At 72.6% G+C, this 13,393-nt stretch carries 11 protein-coding genes and 1 riboswitch; of the genes, 3 read left to right on the top strand and 8 right to left on the bottom strand.

Annotation, left to right across the window (positions count from 1 at the left end; translation table 11 throughout):
- Positions 1-358 precede the first annotated feature (358 nt).
- On the bottom strand, positions 359-1,501 hold the full coding sequence (locus ABZW18_RS02490; RefSeq protein WP_356180928.1) for a glycosyltransferase family 4 protein: 1,143 nt from the start codon (positions 1,499-1,501) through the stop codon (positions 359-361).
- Positions 1,502-1,671: 170 nt separating this feature from the next.
- On the opposite strand from ABZW18_RS02490, the gene ABZW18_RS02485 reads away from it, so the two are divergent.
- Entirely contained in the window at positions 1,672-2,958 is a 1,287-nt protein-coding gene (locus ABZW18_RS02485; RefSeq protein ID WP_356180926.1) for a glycosyltransferase 87 family protein, read from the top strand.
- 120 nt (positions 2,959-3,078) lie between these two features.
- Here the strand turns inward: ABZW18_RS02485 and ABZW18_RS02480 are convergent, their stop codons facing one another.
- The 5 genes from ABZW18_RS02480 to ABZW18_RS02460 all read right to left on the bottom strand — a co-directional run bounded on the left by ABZW18_RS02480 (position 3,079) and on the right by ABZW18_RS02460 (position 8,769).
- On the bottom strand, positions 3,079-4,341 hold the full coding sequence (locus ABZW18_RS02480) for a hypothetical protein (protein WP_356180924.1): 1,263 nt from the start codon (positions 4,339-4,341) through the stop codon (positions 3,079-3,081).
- A 201-nt stretch (positions 4,342-4,542) separates the two neighbouring features.
- A complete protein-coding gene (locus tag ABZW18_RS02475) occupies positions 4,543-5,580 on the bottom strand; it encodes an NlpC/P60 family protein (RefSeq protein WP_356180921.1) in 1,038 nt (345 codons plus the stop codon).
- A gap of 239 nt (positions 5,581-5,819) precedes the next feature.
- On the bottom strand, positions 5,820-6,842 hold the full coding sequence (locus ABZW18_RS02470) for an NlpC/P60 family protein (RefSeq protein WP_356180918.1): 1,023 nt from the start codon (positions 6,840-6,842) through the stop codon (positions 5,820-5,822).
- A gap of 309 nt (positions 6,843-7,151) precedes the next feature.
- The gene (locus tag ABZW18_RS02465) at positions 7,152-8,513 is read right to left on the bottom strand and encodes an NYN domain-containing protein (protein ID WP_356180915.1); all 1,362 of its coding nucleotides are present in this window, start codon (positions 8,511-8,513) and stop codon (positions 7,152-7,154) included.
- Between the two features lie 16 nt (positions 8,514-8,529).
- Complete coding sequence (locus tag ABZW18_RS02460) at positions 8,530-8,769, bottom strand: hypothetical protein (RefSeq protein ID WP_356180912.1); 240 nt, start codon at positions 8,767-8,769, stop codon at positions 8,530-8,532.
- Positions 8,770-8,954: 185 nt separating this feature from the next.
- On the opposite strand from ABZW18_RS02460, the gene ABZW18_RS02455 reads away from it, so the two are divergent.
- The gene (locus ABZW18_RS02455) at positions 8,955-9,698 is read left to right on the top strand and encodes a rhomboid family intramembrane serine protease (RefSeq protein WP_356180910.1); all 744 of its coding nucleotides are present in this window, start codon (positions 8,955-8,957) and stop codon (positions 9,696-9,698) included.
- 42 nt (positions 9,699-9,740) lie between these two features.
- Positions 9,741-10,022, top strand: a complete 282-nt coding sequence (locus ABZW18_RS02450; RefSeq protein ID WP_356180907.1) for an Lrp/AsnC ligand binding domain-containing protein — start codon at positions 9,741-9,743, stop codon at positions 10,020-10,022.
- 138 nt (positions 10,023-10,160) lie between these two features.
- On the opposite strand, the gene ABZW18_RS02445 is transcribed toward ABZW18_RS02450, so the two are convergent.
- Together ABZW18_RS02445 and trpD are read right to left on the bottom strand one after the other, a co-directional pair.
- Positions 10,161-11,660, bottom strand: a complete 1,500-nt coding sequence (locus tag ABZW18_RS02445; RefSeq protein ID WP_356180904.1) for an aminotransferase class V-fold PLP-dependent enzyme — start codon at positions 11,658-11,660, stop codon at positions 10,161-10,163.
- Between the two features lie 191 nt (positions 11,661-11,851).
- A riboswitch (SAM riboswitch) is annotated at positions 11,852-11,968 on the bottom strand.
- 217 nt (positions 11,969-12,185) lie between these two features.
- Positions 12,186-13,358, bottom strand: coding sequence for an anthranilate phosphoribosyltransferase (trpD, locus tag ABZW18_RS02440; RefSeq protein ID WP_356180901.1), 1,173 nt, complete (start codon positions 13,356-13,358; stop codon positions 12,186-12,188).
- Between the last annotated feature and the right edge of the window lie 35 nt (positions 13,359-13,393).

Raw genomic sequence — 13,393 nt, 5'->3', positions numbered from 1 at the left:
GGCCTTCAGATCCGAGCCACCGGACCACCCGGTCTGCGCGTCCCGCGCGGACCGGGTGGTCCGCGTTTCGGTCCGTGCAGTCCGTGTGGTCCGTGTGGTCCGTGTGGTCCTGTGGTCCGGTCCGCATGGTCCGCATGGTCGGTGTGATCAGGAGATGCTGCCCGTACTCGGCACGCACGCGCGCGAGGTCCCGTTCGGCAGCAGCGCCGTCCGCGAGCAGCGGTGACGGGCGAGTGCGGCGCGTCGCAGGGCCCCGGCTCGCTTCAGCCGGCTGCGCAGGAATGCCGCTGCGCGCAGCCGTGCACCCCGCGCAGCCGCCCGTCGCCCCTCGCTCCTCGCCCCTCGCCCGATCAGCGGATCACAGGAGGTCCTGGAGGCGCTCCGCGAGCAGGTCCCAGCGCCAGCGCTCCTCGACCCAGACCCTGCCCCGCTCGCCCATGCGGTGGCGCAGTTCCGGGTCTTCGAGCAGCGTGACGATCCGCTCGGCCGCGTCCTCGGCGGAACCTCCGCGCACCACCCAGCCCGTCTCCCCGTCGAGCACCGCGTCCGGCGCGCCGCCCGAGTCCCCCGCGACGACCGGCAGACCGGTGGCCGAGGCCTCCAGATAGACGATGCCCAGGCCTTCGACGTCGAGGCCGCCGCGGCGCGTGCGGCAGGGCATCGCGAAGACGTCTCCCGCGCCGTAGTGCGCGGGCAGCTCCTCCCAGGGAACCGCGCCGGTGAAGCGTACGGAGTCGGCCACGCCCGTCCCGGCCGCCAGCTTCTCCAGCTCCTTGCGGTACGGACCTCCGCCAACGATCAGCAGGACGGCATCCGGTACCGCCGCCAGGATCCGCGGCATGGCCAGGATCAGGGTGTCCTGACCCTTGCGCGGTACGAGCCGGGATACGCACACGACGACGGGGCGGTCGGACAGCCCGAGCCTGGCCCGGACCTCATCGCCGCCGGACCCCGGGTGGAAAGTCTTCTCGTCGACGCCGGGCGGCAGTTGGACCATCCGCGCGGCGGCCTGCGGGGTGAGTGCGGCGGCGATTCTCGAGCGGGTGTACTCGCCGAGATAGGTGATCGTGTCGGTGCCCTCGCCGATCCGCCGCAGCAGCTGCCGGGCGGCCGGCAGCTGCGCCCACCCCGCCTCGTGTCCGTGCGCCGTGGCGACCAGCCGCCGCGCCCCCGCCCTGCGCAGGGCGGGCGCCATCAGCCCGAGGGGAGCCGCGGCCCCGAACCACACCGAGGAGCAGCCGTGCTCGCGCAGCAGGCCCGCCGCTCGACGGGTCACCCGTGGGGTGGGCAGCAGCATCGTCGTGCGGTCGCGTACCACTGTGAACGGCTGTGCGGCATCGAAGCGAGCGGTGGCCTCCACGCCTTCCCTGGTGCGCTTCCAGGTCGAGGCGTAGACGACCACCTCCGAGGGGTCCAGCCGCAGCGCCATGCTGTGCAGGAAGGCCTGGATGCCGCCTGGGCGGGGCGGGAAGTCGTTGGTCACGATCAGGGTCTTGTCCATCGCCTGCCGACAGTAGCCGGTCCGGACGGTGGTCCACGGGCCGGGCCCGCCCCGCCTTCCGGCTGCCGGTTCCTTCGCTCTTCCCGCCCGCGCCTCGTGGCTGAGGCCCGTCCGTCCCCGGCATGATGCACCGAGCATCGCGGAACACCACAGAACGGGACGAGGCGACCATGGCAGACGCCAACATCCGTAGGCGCAGCGGCGTTCGACGGGTTTTCCCCGCCCGCCCGGTGACGGTCTGGGCAGTGACCCGCGCCGTCCTGCTGCTGTGGGTGTTCAAGGTGCTGCTGCTGCCCGGCCCGGACGTCACCGGTGACATCTCGGTGATCTACCAGGGCTGGTTCGAGGTACTGCGGACCGGCTCCTTCCCGCTCGACGACGTGACCTGGCAGTACCCGCCCGCGGCCGCCCTGGCCGTCCTCTCCCCCGGTCTGCTCCCCTTCCTCGACTACGCTCCGGCCTTCTTCGTACTGGCCTGGCTGGCCGACGCCGCGGTCCTCGTTCTGCTGCTGCGGGCGGGCCGGTCCCCCGGGCGGCAGCTCACCGGCGCCTGGGTGTGGGTGGCCGGGGTGCCGTTGCTGGGCCCGACCGCGTACGCCCGCTATGACGTGATGGTGACGGGCGTGGCCGTCGCCGCGCTGCTGGTCTTACGGCGCCACCCGCGCGCGGCGGGGGCGCTCGCCGCGTTCGGCGCGCTCCTCAAGGTCTGGCCTCTACTGCTCCTGGCGGCCACCCCGCGCGGCCGGCCCACGCGCGCGTGCTGGACGGCCGCCGCCGTGACCACGGCTGTACTCGCACTCCTCTTCGCCTCCGCGATGCCGGGGGCGTTCGCCTTCCTCGGCTTCCAGCGGGACCGGGGTACGGAGGTCGAGTCCCTGGGCTCGCTGGTCTTCCATGTGGCCCGGCACTTCGGCTGGGACGGCCGGGTGCTGCTCAACTACGGCTCGGTGGAGTTCCTCGGCCCGTACGTCACCGAAGTGAGCCGGGGCGCGCTCGGTCTGACCGTGCTCGCTTTCGGCTGGATGCTGCTGTGGCGGCTGCGGGCGGTGGAGTTCACGCCGAACACCGCGTGCGACGGGGCGTTCGCGGCTGTGCTGCTGTTCACCACCACCAGCCGCGTGATCAGCCCGCAGTACATGATCTGGCTGGTCGGTCTCGCCGCGGTCTGCCTGTCGCTGCGGGGCAGCCGCCAAGGGCTTCCGGCGGTGCTGGTGCTGGCCGCCACGACCACCACGCTGCTGGAGTTCCCGATCTGGTTCTCGCACGTGGTGGCCAGTGATCCGCTGGGCATCGCCCTGCTGGCGCTGCGCAACGGCCTGCTGGTCGCCGCTACCGTGGTGTGCTGCCGGCGTCTGTGGCGTCAGACGGTCACCGAACCCGGGCTGCGCTCGGCGGCCGTGGGGCACAGCGCCTCCGGTCACGTCCCCGGCCAGGCCTCCGAACCGCTGCCCCGCTGACGCCCGGCCCCGGAACCCCCCCCACGACGGCGATGACTTGGCGCCCGGCTCGCCAGATCCGCTGCGAAATACTGCGCACGGGAGACCGGCCGCGGAGGCCGTCGACACCGGCCTCCCGCCTCAGCCCAACTGTGCGGTGACATAGCCGCGCCACCGCGCCGTGAAATCGTCCAGGCCGACGCCCAGCACCTCGCGCAGCGCCCGGTCGACGGCTCCCTGGCGCTTCTCGCCCTCGGCAGCCGCCCGGTAGAACTCCCTGAGCCTGTCCTCGCCCCAGCGGTCCGCGATCATCCGGCAGGCCAGCCAGCTTCCCTCGTACGCCGCCGCCAGCCGGCCGCCCTCCCCGGCGAAACCGAAGTCGTCGTTCCTGGGCAGCTGCCGGGGCCGCTGTCCTGCCGTGACCTCGCGGGTGAGCTCGGGGGCGATCTCCTGGGGCGCACGGTCCGTACCGCGGTAGCCGGCCCAGTCGGCGAAACCCTCGGACAGCCACAGCGGGGTGGCACCCGAGGTGTTCGCCCGGGTCGCCACATGCGCCGTCTCGTGCGTCAGGATCACCTGCTGCCCGAACTCGCCGAGCAGGGCGTACGCGTCCGGGTTGACGATCACCCGGTCCGCGGGCGCGCTCCCCGCCCCGCCGGCCTCGCCCGTGGTCACCGCCGCTATCCCCCGGTACCCGTCCCCGGGCGCCCCCAGCAGCTCGCCCATGGCGTCGAGGGACTCGGGCACAAGGACGACCACCCGGTGGGCCCAGCGGCCCCGCCAGGCGTCGTCCACGGCCGGTACGGTACGGTCCGCGGTCCGTGCGATCGCCCGCAGCCGCCGGGCCTCCTGGCCGGCTCCCAGGACCAGGCTGTGGCTTCCACGGGCGACCGTGACCTTCCCCTGGTCCCACAGCTGCCGGGCACCGGACCCATGGCCGCCCGGCCCGGCGTTCTCCGCCGCGACGTACCAGCGCCCGTCCCGCTCGGTGAGGGTCAGCCGCTGCATCGCGGTCACGGGGGCCGTGTCGTACCCCTCGAGGCGGTAGCTCAGCCGGACCTCCGCGGCGATCCGCCGACCCTCGCCCCGGGCCGGCTCGAAGCCGCCGGTGCCGGTCAGCCGGTACTGCCAGTCCTTCAGCGGTACGTCCTCGAGGTTGCTGAACACCCGGCGCTGTTCGGCGCGGTAGCCGGTGGCGCGGGGGTCGGCGGCGGCGAGGAAGCCGTCGGCGTCCCGGTCCAGCAGCGCGTCGGCCCGGCGGTCCAGCATCCGCTCGATGGCTCGCGTGGCAGTGTCATCGGAACCCGCGGCCCCGCCGCACCCGGCCAGAGCGGGCGGCAGCGCGAGGAGCAGCGCCGCACACAGCGCGCCCCGCCGTCTCGCCCCGCTCCGCCGGCCTGCCACGCCGCCGATCGTACGGCGCCGGGCGGACCGGGCCGAGAGACAGACCGGGCCGAGGGGCGGGCCGGGCCGAGAGCGATGGCCCCGGGCGGGAGGGGATGGGACGGCAGGGGCCGCACAGAGCAGCAGGACGGAGGACGGGCGCGGGCGCGTGATGAGCGCAGCGGCGCGACGGGGAGGGGAGGCGACGGGGAGGGGACGCGGTCAGACCCGGGTGACCGTGGCGCCCGGGATCATGCCGACCGGGTCGTAGCGCACCTGCGCACCGGGGTAGGGCGCGTGCACGACCTGGCCGTTGCCCACGTACATGCCGACGTGGCTGGCGTCCCCGCGATAGGTGACCAGATCCCCGGGCCGCGCCTGACCCAGCGGCACCTGCCGCCCGGCGTTCCGCTGCGCCTGCGAGGTCCGCGGGATCGCCACCCCCGCCTGGGCGTACGACCACTGGGTCAGCCCCGAGCAGTCGAAGCCGTCGGGCCCGGCCTTGCCCCAGACGTACGGGGATCCGACGGCCCGCCGTGCCGCCGCCACCGCAGCCGCGGCGCGGGAGGACGAGGGCCCGAGGTCCTCGGGGCCCGCGAACCAGGCGTCCGAGCGGTCGCCGGTGCGCGAGGCCCGGTCGTAGGCCTCCCGCTGCTCGCGGGAGAGGGAGTTGAGCAACCGCCGCGCGGTGGCGAGCCGGTGCTCCACCGCCCTCTTCTGGCGGACGACCTCGGCGCGGCTGCGTTCGAGGTCCGCGAGCTTCACCGCGGCCTCCTCGCGCTGCTGCCGCAGGGAGCGCTGCGCCTTCTGGAGGGCCAGCAGCCGGTCGGTCTGGCGGCTGCCGATCCGGTCGAGTGTGGAGGCCCGCTCGAGGTAGGCCTCCGGATCCTCGGAGAGCATCAACGTGAGCGCCGGTTCGAGCCCGCCGGAGCGGTACTGGGCGCCGGCGAGTGTGGCGAGGCCGTCCCGCATCCGGTTGACCCGCTCCTGACCGCGGGCCACCCGGTTCTGGACCTGGTCGACCTGCTTGCGCAGCCGGTCGCGGCGCTCGTCGGCCGCGTGGAACTTCTCGGTGGACTTCTCGGCCTGCTCGTACAGCCGGTCCACCTTCAACTTCACATCGGCCGCCGTGTCCTGCGGATCGGCACCCGCGGGGGTGGCGGAGAGCGCGGCGGCGGTGGCCACCGCGGCCGACAGAACGGTGACCCCGGCAGCCGGCCGGTCGAAGCCGGACTGCGAGGGACGGCGATGGGACGCCACTGGAGGCCGCACTCCCTTCCGCTGTGTGCAGCCCCTGCCGCCCGGGGCGGGCGGACCTGTGTCCGGGAGCTGCGTCGGCAGACAGTAGCCGGGCGACCCCGGAGCGTCCAAAGGCTCTGCCGAGCGCGGAAAGTGACGCCCCGCCGTCAGTTCGCAGGTCACCGGCGGGGCGTGGAGTCAGCGGTGGGTGTTGCAATTCCCCCGGATGGGCGGTGTGCCCGAGGTGTGGAATCCGGGAATCAGATGCGGACGCCGAACGCGAAGGGCATGTTGTTGATCGACTCGAAGCGCACGCTGGCACCCGGCTTCGGCGCGTGCAGTATTTGGCCGTTGCCCGCGTACAGACCGATGTGGTGCAGGTCGCTGTAGAACAGCACCAAGTCGCCCGGCTTGAGCTCGCCCTGGCTGATCCGCGTGCCGTTGTTGGCCTGGGCCTGCGAGGTGCGGTCCAGCTGCACGCCGGCCTGCGAGTACGCCCACGAGGTCAGACCGGAGCAGTCGAACGAACTCGGGCCCGTGGCGCCCCAGACGTAGGGCGAGCCGATCTTGGTCTTGGCGGCGGAGAGTGCGGCGGCGGCGCGCTGCGAGTCCGGCACGTCGCTGCCGAGGTCCGTACGGCTGTTGGCGCGGTTGGCGCGCGCCTCGGCCTCCGCGAGCGCCGCGCGCTCCTTGGCCGTCAGGGTGTTGAGAAGACCCTGGGCCTTGGAGAGCTTGCCCTGGATCTCGTTCTTCTTGTCGCCCAGCGCTTCACGGGTGTCGGCGAGCTCGGCCAGCTTGTCGCTGGCCTCTTCCCGCTGCTGCTGGAGCGTCCGCTGCTTGTCGGCGATCTTGCGAAGTCCGTCGGCCTGCTTGGTGCTCAGCTGGTCGAGGGTGGAGGCCCGGTCGAGGTAGGTGTCCGGGTCGGAGGAGAGGAGCAGCTGCATGGACGGGTCGATGCCGCCGCTGCGGTACTGCGCGGTGGCCATCGAACCCAGGCCGTTGCGCATCTCGTTCAGCTCGTCCTGGCCGCGCGCCACCTTGTCCTGGAGGTCGCCGACCTGCTTCTCGAGCTTCTCCTGCTTCTCCTTCGCCCCGTTGTACTTCTCGGTGGCGACCTCGGCCTCTTCGTAGAGCTTGTCGACCTTGGCCTTGACCTCTTTTTTGGTCGGCTTCGGGTCGGCCTGCGCGGCCTGGGACGTGAGAGCGACGGCGGCGGCGGCAGTTGCGGTGAGCACGGTCACGCGGGTGCGGCTCGGCTGCTTGGGTCGACGGTGGGACGCCACGGGGGCGAGCTCCTTCTTCCTCCAGCCGCCTACCGGGTGAGTGGGGGGTTGCAAAACCCCGGCTCCGCGCATCGGCTCCCCCTGAAGCCTGCCGACCCGCGGACTCGGCGGTGCCTCCGCTGACATCCCGGATGGACGATCAACCGCGCGGAGGTTCGAGGCCAGACCTTAGTGACCTTCTTGTGATCGGTTCAAATCCTGATGAGAAAAAACTCTGTTACGGCATGCATTCTTTACACACGTCACACTGGTAGTGACCAGCCCCTGACGCTACGTTCCGTCAATTCGGGCATTGAGCCCAGGAGTTACTCAGGTGCGCGAAAGCCGCTTCAGCAACAGAGTGGACGCAACCGGGCGGGCCCCCGCGCGGGCCACTCCATCGGCCACCTCGCGGTCGGTGGAGACCACCACGACCGGACGGCCGGGCGGCTCGGCCCGTACGAGCTGCCGGATCAACTCATCGGCGGTTTGCCCCGGTTTGCTGAACAGCACCCGGACTCCCCGCGGTGGTGCGAGCAGCACCGGAGCCGCCAGTTCCGCACCGTCGAAGACACACGTCATCTCGGCGCCCGTCTGAGCTGCCAGCACGGCGAGCCCGCCCAGCAGCCGCAGTCGCTGCTTCTCCAGCGGCATGGTCGGATAGCCGGTCTTGGTGACGTTGTAGCCGTCCACCACCAGATGGGCCTGGGGCAGCGCGAGCAGTTGGTCCAGCAGCGCCGGGTCGCTCTCCGAAAGCGCCCGGCTCGCGATGTCCTTGGGCGTCATCCGGCCCGGCTCGACGGCGTCCACGGTGTCCGCGGGGTGCATCGAGGCGGGCGGCAGCGCCAGCTCGCGCCGCAGCCCCTGGGCCGCGTCCAGCACCGTGTCCAGCAGCAGCCGCACCCGCATGTCCTCGACGCTGCGGCCCTCGCGCACGGCCCGCCGGCTCGCCTCGAGCGCGGACTCGGTCTCCGAGAGCCGGGCCTTCAGCCGGCGCGCCTCGGTCTCCGCGGCGGACTTTTCCGCCGCGGCGGCGTCCCGTACGGACTCCAGCTCGGCCGCGGCCTTGCGCAGCGCGGCCTCGCCGCGCCGTACGTCGCTCTCGGAGCTGCGCAGCTTCCGGTGCAGCCGGTCGGCCTCCCTGCGGGCGGCCTCGAAATCCGAACGCATCCGGTCGGTCTCCGCGCGGGCGTCCGCGCGCGCCTCGGCCAGCTCCTCGCGCAGCCGATGCAGCTCCCGCTTGGTGTCCTCCTCGGCCCGCTCGGCCTGCGCGCGCTGCGCCTCCTCGCCCGCGGCCGCGACGAGCTTGACCCAGCCGGCCGGGCGCAGCACATAGGCCGCCGCGGCCACGTCCAGTGGGTCGGCGGCGGCGGGCGGCGAGCCCGCCTCCAGGGCCTCGGCGAGCTCGGGCTGCACCTCGCGCAGCCGCTCGCCGATCCGCTGCCGGAAGAGGGTGTGGCTCTCCAGGGCCGCCGCCATGGCGTTGCCGGCGAACTTCGCCCTGCGGGTCGGGGTGAAACGGGCGTACTGCCGCAGCTGAGCCGGGAGTTCGGTGATGGTGAGGCTTCCGAAGGCGTCCGCGACGAGTGCGATCACCCGGTGCCGGACACCTTCCGGCAGGGGGCGGTCGAGCACCTCAGCAGTACCTGCGGCCTCATCGGCCCCGCCGGCACCGTCGCTACGCTCCACCACCTGTCACCGCTCCGTTCTAGGCGCTTGCGCCCGGGCGGTCCACCAGCTCGATCTGGTCCACCGCGTTGCACCAGCGGCACCGCACCGATTCGATCGTCTCACTGACCACGTCCCGCTCCTCGATCCTCGGCTCCCCGGCCAGGTCGAGATGCACGTACTCGACGGCCTTGGTCGAGCGGGTCACGTCGAATCGCGTGAGATTGCCGCACAGGGTGCAGCGCCAACGGGTCTCGGCCGTCGGCTGGGGAAGGCCCATCGTGTCGTCGTCCTCTTCTCGTGTGCCGCATTCCCGTGCGCTGCCGCCGCGGTGCGTCGTCGGACTGCGGGAGTGTCTTCCGTAACCCTACGGCCTGGCGGCGACGTGGCGCGGGGGCCGGGCGGCCGACGGCGGCACGGCGAGGCACTCTGGGCAGCTTGGTCCGGTTACGACATGCTCTGTTCATGATCCGCAGGGCGCTCATGGCGAAGAAGGCGGCGGTGCGTGCGGCCCTTGCCGGGCCCATCGTGACGTACGGCCTGATCGGCCTGTGCTGCCTGATCTTCGTCATCGGACCGGTCTCCGGCCTCGACCCCCGGTACGGCACCGGCGCCGACCTGCTGGCGGCGCAGACCGGCTACTTCGAGCGCTGGGGAGTGATCCCGAGCGAGCTGCTGCGGGGCTCATCGCACGCCCTGCTCACGCCGCTGACCGCCCTCTTCATCCACGGCAGCTGGCTGCATCTGCTGGGCAACATGCTCTTCCTCTTCGTCTTCGGCGGGATGGCGGAGGAGCGGATGGGCCGGCTCGAGTTCGTGCTCTTCTATCTGGTGGCCGGCTATCTCGCGCTCTGCGGATACGCGGCCGCGCACGCCGACTCCGTCCAGACGCTGGTCGGGGCCTCCGGAGCGATTTCGGGCGTGCTGGGGGCCTTCCTCTATCTCTTCCCGAAGGCCCGGGTCACCAGCCTCTTCCCGTTCTTGTTCTTCCTGCCGCTGCGCTTCCCCGCCTGGGCGGTGCTGATCTTCTGGTTCGTGCTCCAGTGGATGGCCGCGCGGACCGCGACGACCCAGCCGGGGGTGGCTTATCTGGCCCACCTCGTCGGCTTCTGTCTCGGTTTCCTCTACGCGTGGGCCCGCTACCGGGGGAGTCGACAGTGGCGCGGAGCGCCTTCCGTTGAGGGTGGTGGTAGGAGACGGGAGGGCTAGAGTGAGCAGCGCAGCCAGGGCGACCGAGGGAGAAGGCCAACCGTGATCACCGCGATTGTGCTCATCAAGACCAGCGTGGACCGGATCCCGGAGATCGCCGAGTCGATCGCCGCCCTGGACAGTGTCAGCGAGGTCTACTCGGTCACCGGGACGTACGACTTGGTGGCCATGGTCCGGGTGACCCGGCACGACGACCTCGCGGACATCATCCCGGGCCGGATCAGCAAGATCCCCGGCGTCGAGGTCACGGACACCCACGTCGCCTTCCGTACGTACTCGCAGCACGACCTCGAAGCCGCCTTCGCGATCGGGCTCGACGCGTAGCCGCCTGCCGCTCGCCGCTCGCCCCTGAGGCCTCCACCGGGCTTACGGCTCTCACCGCCCGCCCCCGCCGGGCGCATGCCCCGGCGATGAGCCTCGACCGTGTCCCACGCGGGTGGCGCGGAGCCGGGCTGGGACACGTCAGACCGCCGGAGCGCCGCGGTCCGGAACGCAGCGGCCGTCCTCGGTGCGGTAGTTCCACTGCGCGCCGTCGGTCACCAGCTCCTTCACCGCCCGTACGAACCGCTCGACGTGCTCATCAGGAGTGCCCGCGCCGAAGCTGACCCGGATGGCGTTGAGCGAGCGGCTCCGCTCGCCCGGGGCGGCATCGGGGGCGCCGCACTCGCCCGGCTCCCCGGGCTCGCCGCCCAGCAGGGTCCGCACCAGGGGGTGGGCGCAGAAGAGGCCGTCGCGCACTCCGATGCCGTACTCCGCGGAGAGCGCGGCCGCGAAGTGCGAGCTGTTCCACCCCTCCACCACGAAGGAGAGGACACCGACCCTCGGCGCGTCGTCACCGAACAGCGACAGCACCTTCACCTCGGGCACCTCGGCCAGGCCCTCGCGGACCCGGGCGACGAGTCGCTGCTCCCGCTCCACCAGCGAGTCGAACCCCTCCTCGGTCAGCGCCTTGCAGGCGGAGGCGATCGCGTAGACACCGATGACGTTCGGCGAACCGGCCTCGTGCCGGGCGGCGGTGGTGTGCCACTCCACGTCCACGCTGCCGTCGGCGCGGCGCGCCACCGTGCGGCTGGCCCCGCCCCCCGCGAGGTACGGCTCCCCGCTCTGCAGCCAGTCGGCGCGTCCGGCCAGCACACCCGAGCCGAAGGGCGCGTACAGCTTGTGCCCGGAGAAGGCGACCCAGTCGACGCCGGACTCCGCGATGTCCACGGGGTGGTGGGGGGCGAGCTGCGCCGCGTCGAGCACGATGCGCGCGCCGTGCGCATGGGCGGCGGCGGCCAGTTCCCGTACGGGCCACAGCTCGCCGGTGACATTGGACGCTCCGGTGACGCACACCAGCACCGGACCGGCCGGCTCTCCCCCGGCCACCGATGGGGTCCCTGGTCCGGCGAGCGCCCGCTCCAGCGTCTCGACGGCCTGCCGCGGGGTGCGCGGCGCGTCGAGGTAGCGGACCTCGACGTCCTCGCGCTGTTCCCAGGGGAGCAGCGAGGCGTGGTGCTCGGTCTCGAACACGAACACCCGGGTGCCGTACGGCAGGACGGAGGCCAGGAGGTTGAGGGAGTCGGTGGTGGAGCGGGTGAAGACGACCTGGTCGCCCTCGCGGCAGCCGAGGAACTCGGCGACCGCGGCGCGGCTGTTCTCGAAGAGGTCGGTGGACAGCTGCGAGAGGTAGCCGGCGCCGCGGTGCACGCTCCCGTAGTACGGGGCGTACGCGGCCACGTCGTCCCAGACCCGCTGCAACGCCGGGGCGCTCGCCGCGTAGTCGAGCGCCGCGTACGTCACTTCGCCACCGGTGACGAGCGGGACGAGGACATCCCGCCCGAGGACGGGCAGTGGTGCGGAGGCGGTGGACGGGGCAGCCGCGTTGTCAGGTGCGGCACAGGCAGGGTCGGCGGAGGCAGCGCTACCGGGGGCGGGGAGGGCGACAGGGGCGGCAGGGGCGGTGTCAGGGCGCACGGACATGGCGAAATCTCCCGAAGGAAGGCGAAGGGCTTCGACGAACACACGCGCCACGGAAGGGCGGAGGCGTGTGGAATGCCTCGACGCGCGGATGACACCGCACGGAGGCTGTGAAGAAGGGGCCGCAGGCCCTAGCGCATTCGCTTGCTCACGAAAGGAACTCCCTCGACAACCAGGACCCCTGGATCACGAGGGGTCCGCGCTTGCCGTAGACCTCGCTGCCTACGGCCTGGTCATCACCCGGGGCACCCCGCCACGGACGGAGGGTTGCCGGACAGCGGGCCGGGGCCGTGTCGCTGTCACTCGTGACCTGGCAGCAGTATGCCAGCCGATCACCCGCGGGCAACACGGTGTCCGTATGGCGGGACGGCGGGACGGGCTGCCGCGGTCGGGGACGGCAGGGTTGCCACGACGTCGGGACGGCGGGACGGGCTGCCGCGGTGGGCATGCGGAGGGCCCGGACCTCGGTCCGGGCCCTCCATGTCGAGCGCTGTCCCTCCGTGTCGAGCGCTGTCCCTCAAAGACACCTCAGCCGTTGCTGGCGCCGACCCAGCGCTCCAGGGTCCGCCGGGCCGCGCCCGAGTCGATCGACTCCGCGGCCCTCGCCATGCCCGCCGCGATCTGCTCGGCGAGCGGGGCGTCCCCCGGGTCCAGGGCCACCAGAGCCGCGGCCGAGTTCAGCAGCACCGCGTCCCGTACGGGTCCCCGCTCCCCGCCGAGCAGACGCTGAGCCACATCCGCGTTGTACGAGGCGTCGGCGCCGCGCAGCGCCTCCACCGGCACCAGGTCCAGCCCCACGTCCCGCGGGTCGAAACCCTCCTGCCGGACCGCGCCGTCCCGTACCACCCACACCTGCGAGGTCGCGGTCGTGGTGAGCTCGTCGAGGCCGTCGTCGCCCCGGAAGACCAGCGCGGACGAACCCCGTTCGGCGAGCACCCCGGCCAGGATCGGCGCCATCCGGGCGTCGGCGACACCGGTCGCCTGGGCCCGTACCCGCGCCGGGTTGGTCAGCGGCCCGAGGAAGTTGAAGGTGGTGGGGATCCCCAGCTCGCGCCGGGCCGGCGCCACATGCCGCAGCGCGGGGTGGAATTTCACCGCGAAGCAGAAGGTGATCCCGGCTTCCTCGGCGACCTCGACCACCCGCTGCGGCGAGAGGTCCAGATTGACGCCCAGCTTCTCCAGCACGTCCGAGGCGCCGCTCGCCGAGGACGCGGCCCGGTTGCCGTGCTTGACGACCTTCGCGCCCGTCCCGGCGACGACGATCGCCGACATCGTCGAGATGTTCACGGTCCTGGCCCGGTCGCCGCCGGTGCCCACGATGTCCACGCTGGGGCCCGGCACCTCGATGACGTTGGCGTGCGCGTACATGGTCCGTACGAGGCCGGAGACCTCCGCGACCGTCTCGCCCTTGGCGCGCAGGGCGACCGCGAAGCCCGCGATCTGCGCGTCCGTCGCCTCGCCCCGCATGATGCGGTCCATGGCCCAGGCCGTGCCGTCCGCGCCGAGGTCGTGGCCCGCCAGCAGGGAGCCGATGATGTCCGGCCAGGTGCGGGCCGTCGCGGTGCTGTCGCCGCCCCCGGCGTCTCTCCCGGACCGCGTACGGGCGGGGGTCCCGGACCGCGTACGGGCGGGGGTGCCCCCAGCGTTAGCCGGCGGAGTGCCCTCAGGGACGCCCCCACCGGCTGAGGTCACGATGTCCATGGTCCGCTCCTGGATCCGTGGTGAGCAGGGAATGG

The sequence above is a fragment of the Streptomyces sp. NPDC004647 genome, assembly GCF_040609575.1.
Classification (GTDB): domain Bacteria; phylum Actinomycetota; class Actinomycetes; order Streptomycetales; family Streptomycetaceae; genus Streptomyces.
Note: the sequence above shows the minus strand (reverse complement) of the source record. Positions and strands in the feature narration are given on the sequence as shown.

What these genes read in the sequence shown, in the direction of transcription:
- trpD (WP_356180901.1), bottom strand. Translation starts at nt 13,358, where the DNA reads ATGGACATCGTGACCTCAGCCGGTGGGGGCGTCCCTGAGGGCACTCCG.
- ABZW18_RS02445 (WP_356180904.1), bottom strand. Translation starts at nt 11,660, where the DNA reads ATGTCCGTGCGCCCTGACACCGCCCCTGCCGCCCCTGTCGCCCTCCCC.
- ABZW18_RS02460 (WP_356180912.1), bottom strand. Translation starts at nt 8,769, where the DNA reads ATGGGCCTTCCCCAGCCGACGGCCGAGACCCGTTGGCGCTGCACCCTG.
- ABZW18_RS02490 (WP_356180928.1), bottom strand. Translation starts at nt 1,501, where the DNA reads ATGGACAAGACCCTGATCGTGACCAACGACTTCCCGCCCCGCCCAGGC.
- ABZW18_RS02455 (WP_356180910.1), top strand. Translation starts at nt 8,955, where the DNA reads ATGATCCGCAGGGCGCTCATGGCGAAGAAGGCGGCGGTGCGTGCGGCC.
- ABZW18_RS02485 (WP_356180926.1), top strand. Translation starts at nt 1,672, where the DNA reads ATGGCAGACGCCAACATCCGTAGGCGCAGCGGCGTTCGACGGGTTTTC.